This is a genomic window from Streptohalobacillus salinus, assembly GCF_003201605.1.
Classification (GTDB): Bacteria; Bacillota; Bacilli; order Bacillales; family Amphibacillaceae; genus Streptohalobacillus; species Streptohalobacillus salinus.
Genome location: NZ_QJJR01000018.1, coordinates 1 through 21,446 on the forward strand (window position 1 = coordinate 1; position 21,446 = coordinate 21,446).

The 21,446-nt window shown below is 38.5% G+C and carries 19 protein-coding genes; 9 read left to right on the forward strand and 10 right to left on the reverse strand.

Features of this window, described 5'->3' with window-relative positions; all coding sequences use genetic code 11:
- Positions 1-234, forward strand: a 234-nt coding sequence (locus DES38_RS11080; protein ID WP_425450543.1) for a transketolase-like TK C-terminal-containing protein, incomplete at its 5' end; no start/stop codon positions are given.
- Between the two features lie 104 nt (positions 235-338).
- Here the strand turns inward: DES38_RS11080 and DES38_RS11085 are convergent.
- From DES38_RS11085 to DES38_RS11100, 4 genes are all read right to left on the reverse strand, one after another.
- Positions 339-1,490 carry a mannitol-1-phosphate 5-dehydrogenase gene (locus DES38_RS11085; protein ID WP_110252177.1) on the reverse strand — a complete coding sequence of 384 codons (1,152 nt, stop codon included), beginning with the start codon at positions 1,488-1,490 and terminating at the stop codon, positions 339-341.
- Complete coding sequence (locus tag DES38_RS11090) at positions 1,491-1,925, reverse strand: PTS mannitol transporter subunit IIA (RefSeq protein WP_110252178.1); 435 nt, start codon at positions 1,923-1,925, stop codon at positions 1,491-1,493. It lies immediately after the preceding gene.
- 14 nt (positions 1,926-1,939) lie between these two features.
- Entirely contained in the window at positions 1,940-4,027 is a 2,088-nt protein-coding gene (locus tag DES38_RS11095) for a BglG family transcription antiterminator (protein ID WP_146206381.1), read from the reverse strand.
- A 345-nt stretch (positions 4,028-4,372) separates the two neighbouring features.
- Complete coding sequence (locus tag DES38_RS11100; RefSeq protein WP_110252180.1) at positions 4,373-5,785, reverse strand: PTS mannitol transporter subunit IIBC; 1,413 nt, start codon at positions 5,783-5,785, stop codon at positions 4,373-4,375.
- Between the two features lie 490 nt (positions 5,786-6,275).
- Here DES38_RS11100 and DES38_RS11105 point away from each other — a divergent pair, with 490 nt between their 5' ends.
- Both DES38_RS11105 and DES38_RS11110 read left to right on the forward strand, forming a co-directional pair.
- Positions 6,276-6,884 carry a TetR/AcrR family transcriptional regulator gene (locus DES38_RS11105; RefSeq protein WP_110252181.1) on the forward strand — a complete coding sequence of 203 codons (609 nt, stop codon included), beginning with the start codon at positions 6,276-6,278 and terminating at the stop codon, positions 6,882-6,884.
- A gap of 290 nt (positions 6,885-7,174) precedes the next feature.
- A complete protein-coding gene (locus tag DES38_RS11110) occupies positions 7,175-8,461 on the forward strand; it encodes an MFS transporter (protein ID WP_110252182.1) in 1,287 nt (428 codons plus the stop codon).
- Positions 8,462-8,966: 505 nt separating this feature from the next.
- Here DES38_RS11110 and DES38_RS11115 read toward each other — a convergent pair.
- The gene (locus tag DES38_RS11115; RefSeq protein WP_110252183.1) at positions 8,967-9,914 is read right to left on the reverse strand and encodes a VOC family protein; all 948 of its coding nucleotides are present in this window, start codon (positions 9,912-9,914) and stop codon (positions 8,967-8,969) included.
- A gap of 29 nt (positions 9,915-9,943) precedes the next feature.
- Complete coding sequence (locus DES38_RS11120; RefSeq protein WP_110252184.1) at positions 9,944-10,564, reverse strand: nitroreductase family protein; 621 nt, start codon at positions 10,562-10,564, stop codon at positions 9,944-9,946.
- An 839-nt stretch (positions 10,565-11,403) separates the two neighbouring features.
- Between DES38_RS11120 and DES38_RS11125 the strand changes: the two genes are divergently transcribed.
- On the forward strand, positions 11,404-11,943 hold the full coding sequence (locus tag DES38_RS11125; protein WP_110252185.1) for a ClbS/DfsB family four-helix bundle protein: 540 nt from the start codon (positions 11,404-11,406) through the stop codon (positions 11,941-11,943).
- Positions 11,944-12,648: 705 nt separating this feature from the next.
- Here the strand turns inward: DES38_RS11125 and DES38_RS11130 are convergent.
- A complete protein-coding gene (locus DES38_RS11130) occupies positions 12,649-13,662 on the reverse strand; it encodes a hypothetical protein (RefSeq protein ID WP_146206382.1) in 1,014 nt (337 codons plus the stop codon).
- A 255-nt stretch (positions 13,663-13,917) separates the two neighbouring features.
- Between DES38_RS11130 and DES38_RS11135 the strand changes: the two genes are divergently transcribed.
- Complete coding sequence (locus tag DES38_RS11135; protein WP_110252187.1) at positions 13,918-14,259, forward strand: hypothetical protein; 342 nt, start codon at positions 13,918-13,920, stop codon at positions 14,257-14,259.
- A 68-nt stretch (positions 14,260-14,327) separates the two neighbouring features.
- Positions 14,328-14,828, forward strand: coding sequence for a hypothetical protein (locus tag DES38_RS11140; protein ID WP_146206383.1), 501 nt, complete (start codon positions 14,328-14,330; stop codon positions 14,826-14,828).
- Positions 14,829-15,062: 234 nt separating this feature from the next.
- Here DES38_RS11140 and DES38_RS11145 read toward each other — a convergent pair whose 3' ends face one another.
- Entirely contained in the window at positions 15,063-15,548 is a 486-nt protein-coding gene (locus DES38_RS11145; RefSeq protein WP_110252189.1) for a GNAT family N-acetyltransferase, read from the reverse strand.
- Positions 15,549-15,900: 352 nt separating this feature from the next.
- Here DES38_RS11145 and DES38_RS11150 point away from each other — a divergent pair, with 352 nt between their 5' ends.
- The 3 genes from DES38_RS11150 to DES38_RS11160 all read left to right on the forward strand — a co-directional run bounded on the left by DES38_RS11150 (position 15,901) and on the right by DES38_RS11160 (position 16,971).
- On the forward strand, positions 15,901-16,143 hold the full coding sequence (locus DES38_RS11150; protein ID WP_110252190.1) for a helix-turn-helix transcriptional regulator: 243 nt from the start codon (positions 15,901-15,903) through the stop codon (positions 16,141-16,143).
- Positions 16,133-16,477: a DUF2178 domain-containing protein gene (locus DES38_RS11155; protein ID WP_110252198.1), complete on the forward strand. Its 345-nt coding sequence runs from the start codon at positions 16,133-16,135 to the stop codon at positions 16,475-16,477. Before DES38_RS11150 ends, DES38_RS11155 begins: the two co-directional genes overlap by 11 nt.
- A 74-nt stretch (positions 16,478-16,551) precedes the next feature.
- Complete coding sequence (locus DES38_RS11160; protein ID WP_110252191.1) at positions 16,552-16,971, forward strand: DUF1801 domain-containing protein; 420 nt, start codon at positions 16,552-16,554, stop codon at positions 16,969-16,971.
- 810 nt (positions 16,972-17,781) lie between these two features.
- Here DES38_RS11160 and glmS read toward each other — a convergent pair.
- Together glmS and glmM are read right to left on the reverse strand one after the other, a co-directional pair.
- Complete coding sequence (gene glmS, locus DES38_RS11165) at positions 17,782-19,584, reverse strand: glutamine--fructose-6-phosphate transaminase (isomerizing) (RefSeq protein WP_110252192.1); 1,803 nt, start codon at positions 19,582-19,584, stop codon at positions 17,782-17,784.
- A gap of 500 nt (positions 19,585-20,084) precedes the next feature.
- Positions 20,085-21,437, reverse strand: a complete 1,353-nt coding sequence (gene glmM / locus DES38_RS11170) for a phosphoglucosamine mutase (protein ID WP_110252193.1) — start codon at positions 21,435-21,437, stop codon at positions 20,085-20,087.
- Positions 21,438-21,446: the final 9 nt, after the last annotated feature.

Sequence of the window (21,446 nt, forward strand, 5' to 3'; positions counted from 1 at the left end):
TTCGAGCAACAAGATCAAGCCTACAAAGATTCAGTTTTACCGAAAGACGTGAAGAAACGTCTTGCCATTGAAATGGGTGCTTCACTTGGCTGGGACCGTTATGCGGGTGACGAAGGAGCTATTCTTGCGATTGATCGCTTTGGCGCATCAGGTGAGGGGAACCAAATCATGGCTGAATACGGCTTTACTGTTGAGAATGTAGTTAAGCAGTTTGAGGCTGTTCTTAAAAATTAATTCCTTACAAATAACGGGTGCACCTGATGGTGCACCCGTTATTTAAACCAATCTGTACATTTCTTAGTTTTTTCTACGTTTAACTAATTTCGCTAAAACCCTTTTTAACCTTGCAATGTTTTCAATTGCTTAAGTACTGCTTCAACGAGTGGCGACTCACTTGTTAAACCTGATACATCTTGCAATGCCTGTTCATAACCATGTTGATTAATTTTATCTTGCAGCTCTTCTGCTTCTGGATCTTTCGTATAATCATATAATAAGGCTGCTGCAATCGCTTTTGCTAAGTACGTTGGTTCCTCGTTCACAAGTTGGTAGTAAAGCGTCGCCGGTCGTACTAACCGATCATTTTTACCAAGTTTACGTAATGGCCCGCGCGCAACACGTGTTACCTCATCTGAAATATACGGATTCATGAAACGATTAAGGATTTTTTCGATGTATTGATTGTGCTCAGCTTCTTCAAAATCATACTGCGCTGTGATCACTTTTCCAGTTTCTTTTAACGCCCCGCGCACAAGTGTGACAACCGCTTCTTGGTCCATCGCTTCTTTAATGGTGTCATAACCAAAGTGATAACCTAAATATGCAGCCACTGCATGCCCAGTGTTAACGGTGAATAGTTTACGTTCAATAAATGGATCCAGTGAAGGCACATAAGTGATTCCTTTAATTTCTGGTACGTCACCAACCATCATCGATTGATCAACAACCCACTCAAAGTACGGTTCAACAGAAACCGTTAAACGCTCCGCCTGGGTCTGGTTTGGCACAATTCGGTCAACCGCAGCATTCGGAAAACCAACCTGTGCTGAAATTTTCTTGGCCAGCGATGCATCAACCTTAGCAAGGACATGGTCCTTTAAGGCTTGCGATCCACCAATCATATTTTCACAAGCAATGACATTAACAGGTACAGTGCCCGCTTCCACACGTGCTGATAGCCCTTCTGCCAAGACACCAGAAATGATAGGTAAGATAGAAGCCCCAACTGCTGTTGTAATGATATCAGCATCCCGAACTGCCGCAACAGCTTCGGCTTTATCTGTCATACTATTAATACCTTTTACATTACTAACCGTTTCTTCTTGTTCACTCTCATCGGCCAATATAACTGTGTAGGCTTGTTTCTCATTAAGTTCATCAATTAACGCGGCATCGACATCGATAAAGGTTACCTCGTAGCCCGCACGTGATAGAATCATACCGATAAAGCCCCGTCCAATATTCCCAGCACCAAAATGAACAGCTTTCACTTATACCACCTCACTAAATAGTGCAATAATCTCTTCTTTCGATTCTGCATGAATAATTTTTTGAATGTTATCCTCATCTGAACAGACAATTGCAATTTTCGAAAGCACTTCTAGATGCTCATTCCCTTTACCAGCTATCCCGATCAGTATATTTACTTCACTGCCGTCAAATGACACACCATCTTTCGTAATAACGATTGATAAACCCGTATGCTCAACGGAAGCCTTTGCGTCTTCAGTTCCGTGTGGAATCGCTACATTATTACCAATATATGTGGTTGATATTTGGTCGCGTTCGACCATCTTATCGATATATGCTTCATCAATATACCCTTGGTCTAATAATACTTGGCCAGTGAAACGAATTGCTTCCTCTTTTCCTGAGAAACTTTTTCCTAATACAATGTTGTCAGGCGCTAAAATTTCTTTTGCCATGTCAATCACTCCATTCATATTTTTTCGTTAATAAATAAATTCAATTCTTTTGATAATAGTGTTTTAAGGCGTGTTTCAGTTGCCCCTTCAAAGAGCTGTGTCGTTTCTTGATCACGAATGATTAGTGTGCTGAGAAAGCTCAAAACATCTAAGGTGGCATCACTAATTTCAATAGGTGAGATCATCAAAATAAATCGATCTGCTGACATAGATTCATTGCTCATCGACAAGATCGATACCGGTACACTTAGCTGACAGACTTGAAAGATAGGCTTTTGAATGCCACTTATTCGTGTGTGATAAAGGGCAAGTCGTGTATCTGGAATACCTAAACCGCCCAGAGCTTCTCGCTTTACTAACGCTCCATGAAGCGCATCAGCATCCGGAATAGCTTGCTTGTCTGCTAAGGCTGTGCAAATCTTTGTCAATGCTACATCTTTTGACTCTTCACTAGCGATCTCCTCTAAAGTAAAGACGGACATCAGGTCAAGAATGACATTTGCATAACGCTGCATCTTTTCGATTCGCGTGAGAGAAAAGTCTTGTTCCCCAATCGCAAACGACGCTGTCGCTTGTTGCAAAACGCCTTGTTTCAATTGCTTTTTCTTAATCGTTCGTTTCAACTGATCGATTTCTTTCTCAGTGAGAATGGTTGAAACCAATGTGTAATCTGAGATGTAATCTTTTAACGGGATCGTTGATAAGATAAGATCATATTGTGTTAAATCTAGTTGATCAATTTCAAACAACGAGGCATGGTCAACATGCTCAATTTCTGTCAGTTCCTGTTTCACACGTGAAGACACCATCTTTGATGTTCCTAAGCCACTGGAACAGATCACTAATGCACTGAGTTTTTGACCATGGTACCCGTGCATCGCACTTGCCGCAAAATGAAGCACTAGATAAGCAATCTCTTCATCTGGGAAGGTGACTTCAAATACCTTATTACATGCATCCTTTATCACTTGAAATAATGCTTGATAATCTCTTTTTATCTCTGCCATTAAGGGATTGCTGATACGCATTCCTTTCTGAATACGGTAAAGCGTTGGTTTTAAATGCGTGACCAAATCTTTAAACAAGTTATCGAAATGGGCAAACGATCCATCAATATTTTGTTCAACCTCGCGAATCAGTAATTTCGATAAATACATAATATTTACTGCCGATTCCTCAATAATGATCCCCTTGTCTGACCGCAATTTCGCACCAAGTAAGTGCATCGTGATGTAGCCAATTTCATCTTCAGGAATCGCCAAGTCAAACGCTGTCCGTAACCCCTCAATAATTTTTTCTGCCACTTGATATTCTTTCGTACCCCTAAGTTCATCTAAGTAATTGTTATCAAAATAGATTTGTTCACCCTTTTGCAGACGTTCTATCGCTAATGCTAAATGGACAACCAATCCAATATATGAACTATCCGCAAATTCATAAGGTAATTCATCTTTCACATAGTTGATGCTCTTTTCAATGGTTACCAGTTTTGATTGATCGACGAGACCTAAAAGACGTTCTGAAACCGTATCAACAGTCGTTGCATTCTTCTCAATCTTCCGCTTTATATGGGCCAGGAAATCAAGTTCATCAACGTATTTAAAAATCAAATAACTCAGCGTTGCACGTTTGTCAGATTCCTTACCTGTTACTTGAACCCCGTAACCTCGTTTTCTTACTAACTCTAAATGATAGTCCTGTAAAAGCGTCTCAATTTTATCTAAATCATTACTAACGGTGGCAACGGTTACATTTAGTTCATTTGCTAGCGCGACTAATTTCGTAGATTCCTTAGCTTCAAGTAACGTTGTTAAAATAACCGCTTGGCGCTCTTCTGGTGTATAGTCAGTGAATTCAACTTGTGTTAACGCTAAGTCTAATTGTTTTTTCTGATAAGCGTCTCCATCAATTTGAATCCCCATCCCTGATTTCTTTATCAAAACTAATGCATACTCACTTAAGATATCTTCAACCATTTTTAGATCTCGATGAATCGTCCGACTACTCACATCCAATATCTGCGCCATCTTTTCTATCGTTATACCTGATGGATGAGCTAATAATTCTTCAATGATTTTGCGTTCTCTCCCTGATATATACACCTGCGACCTCCTTTTGAACAAGATAGGTACTTAGCTTCACCAACCGCATAAGTTAACTTATACCTTAATGATAAGCCAGTCATCGGCTAATCACAACAAAATGTAGTCATGATTTTGTCCAAACTGTTCATGACAATATTTAATAAGTTATAAGATCACTCGAATTAAATTGATGTTTTACTAACACTCGTTCATGACGTTATTTGAATACTAAGGCTCCACTGGTTTGCACGTAGATCATCCCTTTCAGCAAGCGTCTACCACAGCATGCTTATCTATACCTTTTCTTGTCCAAATAAAAACCTTGCCTAGGAAAAAGGCAAGGTTTTTAATCACACACATGATTTATTTTGAGAATTTATCAATTAATTCTTGATATTTAGGACTATTTAAAAAGTTTTCAACTGAAACATGAATAGCATCTGGCCGTTTGTTTTTCGCCCGGTCCGTTAAATCTTTGTGAGTAATGATCAAATCAGCATCTTCTGGAATGTCATTAATCGCTTTGTTCGTTACATCAATATCGATGTTGTTTTTCTTGAACTTATCACGTAATAATGAAGCACCCATCGCGCTTGATCCCATACCTGCATCACAAGCAAAAACGATTTTTTCAACGTCAGCATAGCTTTTATCTGATGATGAAGCTGCTTGGAATGAACCAGCAACACTACTTTTCTTGCCTTTCATTGCTTCCATTTTTCCAGCTGCGTCAGACATATCGCCTGAATCATCTGTCTTACTTGCTTTAAGAATAAGTGATGCCACTAAGAATGATACGGCGGTCGCAATCACAACCCCTGCAATCACACCAAGATAATTTCCTCGTGGCGTCATTGTTAGTAAGGCAATAATACTACCTGGTGATGGTGATGATGTTAAACCAACATCAAATAACGTGAACGTAAGGACACCACTCGCGCCACCGGCAATTGCTGCAAGGATTAACGAAGGTTTCATTAAGACATATGGGAAGTAAATTTCGTGAATACCACCAATAAAGTGAATTAACATTGCACCGTAAGATGAAGATTTCGATGCGCCACGACCAAATACCGCAAAGGCAAGTAAAATACCTAACCCTGGTCCTGGGTTTGTTTCAATTAAGAAAAGAATTGACTTTCCTGCTTCGACAGCTTCTTGCGTTCCAAGTGGTGTGAACACCCCGTGGTTAATTACGTTATTTAAGAATAAGATTTTTGCTGGCTCAACCAAAACACTCGCAAGTGGTAATAAACCGGCATCAACAATTGCTTCTACCGCTGAACCTAACGCATCATTTAATGCACTAACCGTTGGTCCCATTGTAAGGACACCAAACCCTGCAAGCACGGCACTAATAATACCTGCTGAGAAGTTGTTGTATAACATTTCAAAACCAGATCTGATCTTAGGTAAGAATGGCTTATCAAATGATTTCAGTAAGAATGCTGCAAGTGGACCCATGATCATGGCTCCAAGGAACATTGGCGTGCCTCCTGCACCGACAATTACACCCATTGTAGCAATCGCACCTGCGACTCCACCACGGATATCATAAACCAATTTACCACCTGTGAAACCAATTAAGAGTGGTAGTAAATACGTAATCATCGGACCAACGAGTTCTGCTAATTTCTCGTTTGGTAACCAACCATCTGGAATAAACAACGCTGTAATAAGACCCCAAGCGATGAAAGCAGCAATGTTTGGCATAACCATTCCACTTAAATAACTACCGAACTGCTGAATTTTGGCGCGAACACCTTTTTGTGACATAATAATTTCTCCTTTCAAATTTAAAAATAATTATTTTAAGTACACCTTTATAATAAAGCGTTTACACGGGTGTTTACAAGCTATTCTAAATGTATATTTGTCAGACATGCTGTTGACAAGATTAAATTAACGATGAAAAGATCCCGTCTCACAAGGCTTTTCAACAGGTGCCATTACTCTATTTCTGTGCTTAGTAGCAAATTGAGGATTGCAGAAAGAATCATTAGGATTCGGTATTAAGAGGTCGGTTGGTTGTTTGTGTACTAAAGCTTGACCGTTCGTTGAATAGGAAATGAGAGCGTATAGTGAGTATAGACCTGTGGAAATGAAGTTTAAATCTGAACATCACCATCATTTCTTGAATATACAAATCGAAACAATTAATAAAAAACTAAACAGTCAGTTTCTTTATTGACATGTGGTTTTTAATCATTTAGGGTTAAAAGTGACCACACAGTTTTTTTATTTATAAAAGAGAGGACGTAACCGCATGCCTAAAGTCTCAGAGGAATATAAGCAGCAAAGAAAAAAACACATTTTAAAAAGCGCTGAAGCTTGTTTTGCTGAAAAAGGATTTAGAGAAACAACAGTGGACGATATTGTTGAGCACTCTAAAACGTCAAAAGGAACCATTTATATTTATTTTAAAAGTAAAGAAGATATCTACTTCGAATTGATTGAAGAAAAGTTTGACGAATCTTTAGAAAATTATTTTTCAAGTGTAAGAAAGTTTAATACAGCCGAAGAGAAACTCCGCTATATTATTAAATTTCAAAAAAATCTTGAATTTACAGAAGAAGAGCAAAAGTTTATCATTCTTCAAATTGAAACAAATATGTACCTTTTAAGAAAGGGCGATTCAGAGCAGGTAATGATTGAACGCTTGGGAAGGATCTCCACATTTTTAGAAGAAATTTTAAATGAAGGGATTTCAAATGGAGAGTTCAAAAAAGAAATTAATGCAACGGTTTTTTCAAAAATGTTCTGGTCCATTCAGGATGGATTACTTGTACGAACAGCCTCAAAGGAATTGGCAAACCATCATAAACCCATATGGGACTTAGTTGAAGAAATGATGTTCGATTATTTAAAAGCTTGATGCGAGGACTTACTCCCTGTTAGAGTGGGTTCTCTAAAATAAAAACTGGTTAGTCGGTTTATATAGAAGGTTCACATTCTATATTTAAATAAAACTAAGGCGTGGCTAATTTGATGAACCTATTAGAAATGGAAGAAACGTATTTACGCATCATCTACGCGTAGAAATAGGAATAAAGAAATCATCTTTACTTGACCCGTATAAAAATGGAAATGACGTTTGCTTGAGAAGATAATATTTTTTTAGTTTAAAGAAAACTGAACAGTCAGTTTTAAAAGGAGGAATAAATAATGAAAGAACTTTTAAAAAATCGGAACTTCAGTACATTATTTGCCGGTAGAATGATTACCAACGCAGGGGATAGTTTGTATACCGTCGCAACCATGTGGCTTGTCTATGAATTAGGAGGATCAACATTCTACACGGGGATTGCTGGTTTTCTCGTCATGTTTCCCAATATGCTGCAATTTTCAGCCGGACCTTTAGTGGATCGCTGGTCATTAAAATCAACGCTACTGATTACCCAAATATTACAGGCAATCTTTGTGCTTATTATACCAATTGCATCATATTTTGATTTTTTAACAGTAACACTTGTATTGATTATTATGCCTATTGTTGCCATGCTAAATCAATTTGTGTATCCAGCTCAAACTGCGGCACTGCCTGCGATCCTAGAGAAAAAACATCTAGTAAAAGGAAACTCGGCATTCGCCTTTGCATATCAGGGAATTGACTTGACCTTTAATGCCATTGCAGGGGGGGCAGTCGCACTTATTGGCGCAACGGCTCTTTTTCTAATAGATTCAGTGACTTTTGTGATAGCTGCTTTGTTATTTTCAACCTTACGCATTCCAGAAAAAGAGAATGCATCTATTTTAGAGGGACGTACTTCCACCTCAGATAATCTGAAAAAATATGGAAAAGAAATGAAAGAAGGTTTTACATTTGTGATCAATTCCGTTCTCGCAAAATTATTTGTTGGATCTATCGTTGCAAATTTTGCAATTGGTGCAACCTTGGCTGTTTTACCAGCCTATGCTGACTGGTGGGGCGGATCGGAGTATTATGGGTTGTTTCTTGCCAGTTTATCAGCCGGAAGTTTGATAGGTGCTTTTTGTGCAAGTTATTTATCTAAATATCCATTAGGTCGATTGTCTATCATTACGTTTTTTGTTGGTGGAATAAGTTGGGTTGTTTCTGCTCTAGTACCTTGGGCACCACTAAGTGTTTTGTTATTTGGTCTTGCATGGGTCCCTGTTGGGGCAACGAATGTATTATTCGGTACAGCGATCCAATCGATTGTTCCTCAACGATTAATGGCACGGACGATTTCGGTTAGCGCAAGTATTGGCACCTCAGCCATGCCGATTGGATCCTTATTCGGGGGATGGAGTGCTTCTTTAGAAAGCAGTATCGTTGTATTTCCGGTTTTAGGAACAGGTTTTATATTTTTAGCCCTATACATTTCATCTGTTCCAGTTTTACGAAAGCTACCTAAAGTGGAAGAGATGAACACATCTAATTTAGAGTTAAACGATACCTTTGCAACGAGAATGCGTGAGCATAATTCATGAGCAGAAAAGATAGCGAGTTAGGCATGGTTTTAACGTTAATGCCCCGCTTTATTGATATTTGCGTTGCCTCGTGCTTATATATATGTAAAGGCTTTTAACAACACTAATCTGCAGCAATCTGTGGATGACTGACCTTATTTAAAGTGTTGCAAATATGTATAATAGCTCTAATAGTTTTGATACATAAACTATGCTTTTATATTTTTGATTATCCAGAAGGTATGAAGTGGTATACAGTCTGTCATCATTGGCTGCAAATGACTGATAGCATAAGATAATACAAGGAGCGTTGGCAAACAAATTGCCACAGTAAATGAGCCATTCTACCTTACTTAAGAAAAGGTCATTCGGGTAATCCAAACCATCATTGACTTAACATCCAGTCAACAGAAATCATTATGGAGGTTAAAAAACTCCAGACGCCAGCAATTTTATTGACTGACTTCTGAAGTAACTATTTTGCTCAATGATGAATGGAAACCTTCTGGCTATTTACTGTTCTTATTTACTGCTTTTGGGGTAATGTTCTAGCGATGATAGGCTTAAGGCTACGGATGTACTTTTCTTTTTCATTTGCGTACTGTGGTGGTAGTTTTATCGTTTCACCTAAGTCTTCATGCGTCTCATCACGAGTAAATCCGGGTCCATCTGTCGCAACTTCAAAGAGGATATCACCCGCATCTTTAAAATAAATAGCTTTAAAGTAATAGCGATCCCGAACCGGTGTGACTGCATAACCGAGTTCAGCAATCAAACGTCTATATTGTGCATGTTCCTCATCATCAATCGCCCGAAAAGCGATATGATGAACCATACCAGCTCCTGCTCGTCCGTGTCCGATTCGTTTCAGTTGTACATCAATCGTTTGTTTGCCCGCACCACCTGGTTGGAAACGAACACAGTCGTTTTCTCTAGCCAGCTCTTCTAAACCGAAAACTTCTGTCAAGGTCCGACTCGTTTTCTCTGGGGCTTTTGAGTATAAGGTTGCACCCGCAAAGCCGGTTATTGCAACAGCTGGTCTTATTCCTCCAAAAGACCATGTGTTTTTTTCACCCTCTATCCTTTCTACGAGTTCAAGCTTTACACCGTAGCTATCACGAAAGACTAGCACTGGCTCATGAAAACGTATGGTCAATTGATAAGGAATCTGAAATGATTGCAGTCGCTCTTCCCAAAATCGAAGGGCACCTCTAGGGACCGCAAAACTAATGACACCGACTTGACCATCACCGACTCGACCTTTGTAAGCACCCTGCCAAGGAAAGAAGGTAATCAACGTACCCGGTTGTCCTGACCCGTTCCCAAAATAAAGGTGGTACGTACCAGGATCATCAAAGTTTACGGTTTTCTTAATCAGACGCAATCCTAACACACCTACATAAAAATCGACATTTTCTTGTACATCTCCTACGATAGCGGAAATATGATGAATACCTTGTGTTTTAACCGGCATATATCGCACCTCTTTCTTCTACCTTGCCATTAAAGATAACGAACAAATTCATTGACCGGTTTGCGATAGCCACGTGGCTTCCGGCTCTCAACTTTCTCTTTCCCTACGGTGATCATCATCGTTACTTCTGACTGATCATCACTGCCGATAATTTCCTTGACTTGAGCGGGGTCAAAGCCAATCATCGGACACGTATCCCAACCTTTTTCTTTAGCCACCAACATAAATAACATTGCCGATAAAGCACCGTTGCGAATTGCTTCATCTCGTTGAAAAGCTTCGCCACGGGATTGATAGAAAGTTAACGTATCGTTGACCATCAAATCATACTCTTGTTTGTTCACCATCCCAAGCAAATGTAATCCCTTGTAAATATCGCCAGCTTGTTGAAAGGCTTTCCTATCGCCAGTCACAATAATTACCGCTGAAGAACTTTTAACCTTATATTGGCCATATGCAGCTTCTAACAACGCGGTCTTTTTATCTTCATCAAGTACGGCGTGGTACCGCGTATGTTGCAAATTAAATGCGGAAGGTGCTAATTTAACATATTCGAATATCTCGTCGAGTTCACTCTTTGAAATGGGTTGATTCGGTATAAAGTTACTTGCTGATCTGCGCTCTTTAATTAATTGTAATACATCGGCCATGATTATTGTCTCCTTTGTTTTTCATATGATTGCATTTATCTCGAATTCGAGATAAATGCTTAAAATTTTTTAACCTTACTTTTTTAACGATCCTTTCCGTTATCAAACCTAACATCTGGACTATTTCAGCCATCACTTCCATGTGAGTTCCTTGTTTCGTGATGATTCTGTCGTTAATTTATCTTGAATTCAAGATAAATATACATGATTTTTTAATGGTTGTCAACAACACAGCCTGCCTTGTACATTAATATTTACTTTATTCCTTATTAAATACTGTCCTCAATCCCTGCTAACAACACCTACACCACAGCGCTAACTCTTATGTCGATGTTAACTTTCTCTATTATTTTTCATCACAACAACAATTGTTAAGTACCTGAACTAAAAAAATCACGCCTGATCGTTCAATCATTCACTTATTGTGTTAAACTATTCATAACCTAATTTTTATCATTATTTACTATTCATTCTCAAATAAAGGGGGCATCGATGATATTCGGTGTTTAACTAAGTCTTTTCATTTTTTCGGTTTGATATTTCTGCCTGTGATTATGTTGATTTTCAGCTATAATTGTCTCGACGTCATTAGCAACATCCATAACATTCGATTTAGCGCTCGACAAAGCAACTGGATTGCAGAATCAGCGACTTTTATCGTGTCGTTATTTGCAGCGCTACTTGCAACAATCGTCTTTAATGGCTAAATCACACATCCAGTCCACTACTTAGTTACGCGCTTTAATCGCCACTGCAAGTTTTAAAAGGCTTTTAGCATCCGCGGTGGGGACGAAGAACTTATTCTTTTTAAACTAAAAAAATATAAAGGACGTGATCAAATGGGACGACCACAAACAAAAGCAGCACTAATTGAACAAGCAATGCAACAATTCAATCAACTGATGGAACTCGTTAACGATCTAAGCGCTGCAGAAAAATCAGCAGCATTTAGCTTTGACAAACCGACTAGTGATAAAGCTGCGCACTGGGACCGTGACAAAAACCTCCGTGATGTTTTCATACATCTCTATGAATGGCACCAATTGCTTTTAAACTGGGCAACCGCAAACTTTAATAACCAACCGCAGCCATTTCTACCCGCACCGTATAATTGGAAAACCTACACTGAAATGAACATGATGTTTTGGAACAAGCATCAAATCACGCCTTATGACGATGCTGAAGCCATGTTAATAAACAGCCATCATGACGTCCTTCACTTCATTGACAGCTTGCCCGCCGAGACTTTGTTTGAAAAAGGCTACTATGATTGGAGTGGTACGACAAGTGTTGGTAGTTATTGTGTTTCCGCCACCTGTAGTCACTACGCATGGGCAATAAAGAAAATTAAACGCCACCGTAAACATGTGCGTTGCTAGCGTTACATCTTCTAGTCTCTGCGCCGCGCTTAACGTAGTCAGGCAATGATTAGATGTCTATTCTTAGTCCCTGTTTTATCCGCCAACTAAGCTTTATATCACATTTTAGAACACAGCCTTAAGGTATATTAAAAGTGCAGGAAGATGTGCCATCGAAGTATTGCTGTTTCCACACTTCATGCGACATATTTAACGTGGTAGGTTTATTTTTCATTAGGAAGCGCGCTAGATATCACGATCACTCATCCTTTTCTAACGCTAATTATCTTAGGTCTCGATTTTTTCAATTTAAATAATTAGAGAGAGACACCCACTTGCTTTATTTTTAAGAAAAACATTTGATTGGTATGTCAAAACAAACATGCCCATTTTTTCGTGTTGATATACCCTAGAAGAAAAGCGAGGGTCGCGAGATTTATTCTTTTGATTTAAGCAACTCACGACGTCCTTTCTCGTGTTTATATCTGTATAATACTTTAAACTGCCCCCCACTTCGCGCTCTTATGAGCTGTTTGAAGTGGGGGGCTCGGCTATATTTAGATAAAATAAGAGCTGTTAGCGCACTAACACTAACAGCGTAATAGAGCTCCCCTCTGAGGGGCAGCACAAAGCAAATAATCCACTTTAAGCCGATTAACTCATAGTTTGGTTTATTTGTCTATAATTCTGAATTTTTAGATGCTTTTTTCTTCACGTTCACTGTTTTTAATTATCAAGTACTATTGTTCTATCTGTTATTTTCCACTGACCATCAACCCATGAGAATTCAACAGTTAACGTGTAAGCACCTCTCAGTGCATTTTCTTCTTCTTGAATAACCTCATAAGTGTGTCTGTCAATTTCATTGATCTCAACAGGGGAATCTGCTAATAATTGTGCTGGACCTTCTGTCGGCACAACATATAGCGCCCCTTCTTCTTCTCTGTAATAACCTTCAACATGTTCAGCTGCGAGTGAGCGATTTGCAATCTCAGAAACAGCGTCAATTAACGCTTCTTTATTTTGATAGTTTTCAATTTCATTTGTTCTCCCAACCGTCTCAGGTGTATACAGCATATCAAAGAATTGGTCTTCGATTTCGAATGCTTTTTCTTCTGTGAGCGTAACACTATCCTCTTCTAACGCATCTTCAAGGATAGCAAATGACTCTACCATTGCTTGAATAACCTCTTGATTTTCTTGGTAATATTCGGGTGTTGTTTTAGAAACAAAATGGTATTCTAAACCATTCTCTACCACAACCATTTCGTAATGATAGACACCATCTGCTTCCCCTTCAATAATTGTAGCCTCAACACCTGAAGTTAAGGTAACTTCTTCCTGACTTAAATCAGCATGATCTGCATTCGCATAAGGTGTTGATGTTTCTTCAAGGTACTGCGCACCATACACGCGTATATCTTGTTCTTGATTCTCCGGTAGAAAGGTTATTCCATCATTATTTTGAGCGGTTTCAAAGGTCCAACTTTCCGGATAATCAATGGTGAAATAGAATCTTTCGTTTTCATAGGTTTCCCAAGTGTATGATTGATCTTCATTCGGTTCGTTATCTGACCCTTCATCAGTTTCCGAATCACCATTCATATCTTCTGTATCCTCATTGTTAGGATCTGTTTCCGGATCTTCAGTTCCGTTATCTTCCGTATTCATGCACCCCGCTAGTACAAGTACCAAAGCTGCAAGTAGTGCAATGACCCAGTTCTTTTTAAAGCGCATCATACCCCTCCTCAATTTTATGATATGATTAATATGTTACCTGGTTTTCTAGTGTTTACTCTTTAGTCCATCTCACCAAGTTAAACATTCCCCTCGATATACAATCACCTTATTTAAACAGATCAAATCAACCACTTAATAGGGTTGATATTTCAACCCTATTAAAGTTTTCCCGGCTTCGTCTTGTTATAAACGTGACACGTACCTTAAGCAAGCATCCAGAATCAACACTAAAAAACAGGTACCTAACAAGAACTGGTGGATGCATTTGAACAAAGTGAATCTAATATCACACCGTATTTTGACATTCTGCCGATTCAAGAAGATCAAGCTAAAGAAATGGTAGCAAAAGGACGGCTACATCTCTATATTAAAATACCTGAGGATTTTGACGATAGCCACACGATTGATATCAATACTTATAATATTAACAGTGATGCAATGAAAAATGTCCGATTTAGAGTAGAGCATACATTAAACAATTATTTAGTACACCGCGGAGAATTAAAGATTACAGCAGAACAATTCACAGCACATCCAGAAGATGTTTGGCGTTCGGCATATTACGGTGGAAGTAGTGTCCTCTTAACACTTTTTTAGGATCAATGATGATTGCAGCGAATTTATACGCATTCGAGTATGAGAACCGCACCATAAAAGAAATTATCATGACACCATCCGGATCAATAATGGCCGGATTCGGTATTATTTTGACATCCATATGGATGAGCATCGTACTTTCTTTCATCCCGTTACTTTTATCAATCATCTTCTTGCATTTTGATTTCTACTTTATAAATACCTTGCTTGTCTATATAGCGATTATTCCGTTACTTGTTGGCTTTGCTGGTATCGGTCTTCTATTGGCTGCGTCTTTTAGACAGTACCGTATATTACAACCTATAATTATTCTCGTTACGATTGGCACCTATATTATTGGCGGCGGGTTTGCAGGTGTAAACATGCTTATGCCTTTAGCAAGAAACATTGCGGAAATATGGCTATTCTCAATAGTATTTGAATGGTTTAATCCTATCCTTCATAACTTCTCAGCACGTCTAACGATACAACAGCAGTTATTCATTTTGTCAGCTGGAGCTGTAGGGATCCTATTAACTTTTTTTGCATATCGATTTAAAAACAAGAGAGCTCATACCGGTGGTCAGTAACAAAACCACTCAAATCAATACCAAAACAGATGCGCCCGCATGGAGAATTACATCAACAATTACCAACTATGATGCGCAAAAAATGCATCAAATATACATTTCTGCTCTTGTTTGTCGTGCAGCCTTATGACCGAAAGATTCCAATGATTTATTTATCCACTATGCTCCTAGAGAGAGACTCATTATGCACTTAGTCATCAATAGCTGGATCAAAGACCTATATTTTTCAAATCCCTAAAAGCTTGGGGCGTCTTCTGTTGCATCTGAATAAGTCATTTTCAAAAACGTAAAATGACTTCCATTTGTTGCTTGGCTATATGTTTTAACGGGTTTAAATCCTGCTTTTTCATATACATGTATCGCTCGATCATTAAACGTAGCAACTGATAGCGTTATCTCTTTAGGGTGATGGGTTAATCTAACATAATTTAGTCCGGATTTTAAAAAATCCAAACCTAACCCTTTCCCCGTTAGTTCAGGCTTCATCCCTAAACCAATGTCTACAGTGTCACCTATTTTGTCGACGTAGAAGAATCCTATCTCTTCATCCTCTTGCATAACCATGTAGTAGTTCTCACCACGTGCTTCAGGATTTAGAAGTTCAGCCAAATCTTCCTCATCAGCTGAAAAATCATAAAAAGCATATTGACCTTGATAATGCCAATTTGCAGCAATATTTTCAGCTTGCGATTGTGTCATCTTGCTAAAAGCGTATACCATAAATCATTCTCCTAACTTCATTGAATTATTATTTCTATTTAAATTAAAATAATGAACTAATCCAAAGTTTGAACTCCCCCTCACTTAACGCTCTTACGAGCTATTTGAAGGGGGGCTCCTATATTTAGATAAAAACAGATGAATATTAATCAATGAAAAACGAAATTCTATCACTCTTTAGAGGGTTACCTGCATGCGCATCAATAGATACACCTGAAGTCCTTTCGTCATATTTATGATCTTGCTGTTACGAAAATTAACCATTAATGAGTAAATAATACGTTACATTTATATAAGTTTACTTTACTTTTAGTAAACAATAGTTTATATTATAAATAAAGAGGTGAGGATCATGAAAAATAAATTTGGCGATTCGATAGCGAACAAGGTTTACGAATATCGAGTTTTGGCCCGAATGACTCAAAAAGAATTGGCTGAAAATGTCGGTGTTTCCAAACAAACGATTTTTGTCATGGAGAAGGGAAATTATGTCCCAACACTTCTACTAGCCTTTCGGATTGCTGACTTTTTTAAAGTTGATGTTACAGATATTTTTACTTATGAGAAAGGAAATGATTCAAATGATGACACCTGATCAACTTTCGAACACAATCTTCTCCCCAATAAAAAAATGGGCAGAAGCATCATCAGGAAACTGGAACACCCTTCTTGGTGTTGGTTTTATCTTACTTATTGTTGGATTGATTCTAATGGGCGTTTATTACAAAAAAATAGGAACACCTGATGAAAGAACAAATCAGATCCATTTACGAAGTGCTTATATTATATTATTAGTCGTAGTCATTTCTGACCTCATATTTCCTAAAGAATACATGTGGCAAATCTTTTTCTTGTTGAAATATGCTTCAGCTTTCATAGCAGCCGGAATATTTTTAGCCATTCAATACACCAAGGATAGTTCTTACTAAACATTGTCACGCCACTGGTGTGAGAACCATTATTCATTATATGAAAATATGCGCTTTTAAAAGGATGGAGTAATATGAATAATATAGAAAACCCTAACGTACGGGCAATATTTGAACAATACCCAGAGCACATTCAGCAGAAACTATCCATACTTCGTCAGTTAATCTTAGATACGGCCTCGGAGATTGATGCCGTTGATCATGTAGAAGAAACATTGAAGTGGGGCGAACCTAGTTATCTCACAAGCAAAGGAAGCACGATTAGACTAGGTTGGAAAGAAGCACAACCTGCTTCATATGCCATGTATTTTAACTGTAACACCAGACTTATCGAAACCTTTAAAGAGGTCTTTGAAGATGCGTTTAGATATGAAGGAAATCGTGCAATTGTATTTCTTGAAGATGATGACATACCTATTCAAGAATTAAAACGTTGCATTACCTTGGCGCTCACCTACCACACCAGAAAACATTTGCCTCTACTCGGTGTTTAGTCTATGCTTCACTATTTTTGGGAATGGTACCACTTTTAACTCTGAAAGCTTTTATGAATTTGCCCACACCGTGCTAAACTCGATAAATTTTCAACTGTTCTTTTGGGTTGGTGACATAAGCTTCACCATGTCGGAAAATTCGTTCGCGTTTTTAGACAGACTTCTATTAAAAGCCTAATAAAGAGCGCATGGTCACCTGCGTTCTTTTTTCATTAAATGCAGTGATAACAGAATCAGAACCAACCCAATTAAAGCTATGATGCCACTATACATCTCACTCAAAAAAAGCGGCAGAAAATACATCGATAAAACGCTCAGGATAAACCCTATTCCGGAGATAATTAAAATCATCTTTGACACTAAATTTTTACCCCCTTAAAAATGAATCACCTTAGTCGATAATAAGCCTAATGATACATCACTAAGCATACGTTTATTTAGCTATTACTTATCTCCAGACTTTCCTCTCTTAATAATGACAGATAAGCCTTGATATTACTAGATAAAGCATTAAACCATCGTTGGCATTGACTTTTAATAGCATTTTATTTTTAAATATTTGTTTAGTGCGTGTATTTTCAAAAAGCTCAAAGTACTGATTCAATGCATGGACAGAATCCACGGTTAACACCCTGAAAGCAAAATTTATTTTAGACGATTAATTCACTTTCTTTACGTCATTATTTTATCTTCTAATATAAAATAACCTCTTACAGATATCATATCTGTAAGAGGTTATTTTAATCAAACTTTATTATAAATGATCAATCTTTATTACAAAACTACAGGTTTTACTAACGAACACTTTGTCTATTCTACAGTTACTGATTTAGCTAAGTTTCTTGGCTTATCAACATCACAGTCACGCTGTACAGCTGCATAGTAAGCAAGTAACTGCATCGGTACAACACTTACAAGCGGGGTAAGTAAGGAATGAACATGTGGCAACACGACTGTGTCTCCCGGTTGATCCAATCCTTCCATACTTACGATACACGTATTCGCACCACGTGCTGCAACTTCTTGAACATTGCCACGAATGGAATAGTTCACATTCTCCTGTGTTGCAATCGCAATTACAGGTGTACCATCTTCGATTAAAGCAATTGTTCCGTGCTTAAGTTCCCCACCAGCAAAACCTTCGGCTTGAATATAAGAAATCTCCTTTAATTTAAGCGAAGCTTCTTGCACAACATAATAATCAACACCGCGACCAATATAGAACGCATTGCGTGTATCTTTAAACAAATCAAGTGACATTTGTTCAAACGTTTCTTTTTGATCCGTCAACGTTTCCATCGCATTTGCGACAATCGCTAATTCTTGTAATGGATCAAACTCAAGTGGCAATCCTTTTGCGACCGCTGTGTCTACCGCTAGAATCGTTAAAACAGCAATTTGTGCTGTATAAGCTTTTGTTGATGCAACAGCGATTTCTGGTCCAGCATATAGCGGTAATGTGTAATCCGCTTCTCGAGAAAGGGTTGAACCTGGAACGTTTGTCACGGTAATCGATGGGTAACCCATCGCTTGTGTTTTCACAAGTACCGAACGGCTATCCGCTGTTTCACCACTTTGTGAAATAAAAATAAACAATGGTTTCTCAGATAGTAATGGCATGTTGTAAGAGAATTCACTCGCAATATGAACTTCTACTGGAATACCCGCTACATTCTCGAGGACCTGTTTACCAACAAGCCCTGCATTATAGCTCGTTCCTGCAGCAACGATATAAATCCGATCAGCTTCTGCCATTTCGGTCCGAATGGCTTGTTCAACCTTAATGTTATTTTCTTCATCTTGGTAGTGTTGAATGATTTTACGAATAACAAATGGTTGCTCATCAATTTCTTTTAACATAAAGTAATCATAGGTACCTTTTTCTGTATCTGCAGCATCTGTTTCGACAATATAAGGTTCCCGCGTTACAACTGTACCATCCAATTTCTCAATGGTTACACCGGCTGGCTTCACTAAAACAACTTCACCATCTTCAATTTCTAAATAGGTGTTTGTTTCCTTTAGTGTTGCAATCGCATCACTCGCAACAAGGTTAAAGTCTTCACCTAGACCAACAAGTAATGGGCTTCGGTTTTTAGATACATAAATCATGTCTGGGTTTTCTTTATCGATTAAAGCAATCGCATACGATCCTTTAAGCATTCCCATGACTCTTCTAAAGGTTTTCATAACATCTTGCTCTTCATTGTTTACTAATTCAATCAGTTGGACAACAATTTCTGTATCCGTTTCACTTGTTAACGTGATATCTTTTAAGTACGCATCACGTAACTCATAGTAATTTTCAATGACACCGTTATGAACCAACGTAAAACGACCAGACGTACTTTGATGCGGGTGAGCATTCTCCACACTCGGTTCACCATGAGTTGCCCAGCGTGTATGACCAATTCCCATCGTTGATTGCACATCGTTATCCACTTTATCACGTAACGCTTGGATGCGACCTTTCACTTTGAATAAGTGAACACCTTCGTCATTTAACATTGCAATCCCTGCGGAATCATAACCACGGTATTCTAATTTTTCTAGTCCATTTAATAAGACATCTCTTGTTTTATCCGTTCCAATATAACCAACAATTCCACACATTTTATTCGTTTCCTCCTAATAAGTAAAGAGGCAAACAAACAACCATCATAAATTGAGGGGCGTCGTTTGCCCCTTTCTCTTTTTCATTTTTTTGCTCTAGCTATAAATGCTGGCCAAAGAGTCGCCTCTTTGTTTTATTTATAACTGTGTCGGTTGGAGGTAAACAACCGGGAGGCATCCGCCGAATACTCGATACTCCTCCTCCTCGTCAACTATTCGTTACTGAATAGTTCAGGCGCTATCATAATAACTTGTTCACTTCCCACCTTTCTCTTTTTGAATCATCATTTTAATCATGACAGCTATTATTTTAGCTGAATACCCACAATTTAGCAATAGATTTCTTAAAAATCTTAACTTCTTACATAGCTGCTGTTTGCTGGCGCGGGTGCCATACCGGTAAACATTCTTATTGAAAAGTTACCGCTTTTCATTAAACAAATCCATTAAAAGAACCGAAAAGCTCATGGCTTTACGGTTCTTTTAATGATGCTTGATCTTTATTTAAGACCTAATAACTCTTCAATCACTTCAACAACTGGATCCGCCGCTTCGTGACAGCGTTCAATCGTTGGCGCTTCAACCATCACACGTACTAATTCCTCTGTCCCTGACGGACGAACCAAGACACGTCCTTCACCTTCAAGTTGTTTTTCAACACGATCAATCACTTCTTGAATACGTTTATCCATTAATGCTTGATTTTTATCAATTACTTTTACATTTTTCAGTACTTGCGGATATTTTGTCATTTCTCCTGCAAGCTCAGACAATTTCTTACCTGTTTCTTTCATCACGTTAATCAATTGTAGCGCGGATAGCATACCGTCACCTGTTGTAATGTAATCAAGGAAAATAATATGTCCTGATTGCTCACCACCTAGATTATAATCGCCACGACGCATTTCTTCCATTACGTAGCGATCACCCACGCTTGTTTTATCGCTCTTCATGCCGTTTTCTTCGACAGCTTTATAGAAACCTAAATTACTCATCACAGTTGAGACAACCGTCGAGTTATTTAAACGTCCCTCTTTGTTCATTTGTTTGGCACAGATATACATGATTTGGTCACCGTCTACAAGTTGACCATTCTCATCAACCGCGATTAAACGGTCACCATCTCCATCAAAAGCAAGGCCTAAATCGGCTTCTTTTTCTAAAACAAAAGCTTGGAGCTTTTCTGGATGAGTTGAACCGAAACCGTCATTAATGTTTAAACCGTCAGGAGAAGCACCGATGGTGGAAACGTCAGCTTCTAGATCTGCAAACAAATGTGTCGCAAGCGATGAAGTCGACCCATGCGCACAATCAAGCGCGACGTGAATCCCATCGAATTCATGATCAACCGTTTGTTTTAGGTACTGTAAGTATTTTTGTGCCCCTTCAAAATAATCATTGATCTGCCCTAACTCTTTTCCGACAGGGCGGGGGCATGTATCTTCATCACTATCGATTAATGCTTCAATTTGTGCCTCTTGTTGATCTGTAAGCTTGAATCCATCTGACCCAAAAAACTTAATTCCATTATCTTCAACAGGGTTATGCGAAGCTGAGATCATGACGCCTGCATCTGCACTCATCACACGTGTTAAATAAGCCACGCCTGGCGTTGAAAGTACACCTAAACGCATTACTTCTGCACCAATGGATAACAGCCCTGCGACTAATGCATTTTCAAGCATGTCACCTGAAACACGTGTATCTTTACCGATTAAAACTTTCGGATGCTTCGTTTCCTCTGCTTGTGTTAAAACATATCCGCCAAAGCGACCTAATTTAAAGGCAAGCTCCGGTGTTAAGCCTTTATTAGCGACACCTCTGACCCCATCTGTTCCAAAATATTTACCCATGCATATTCT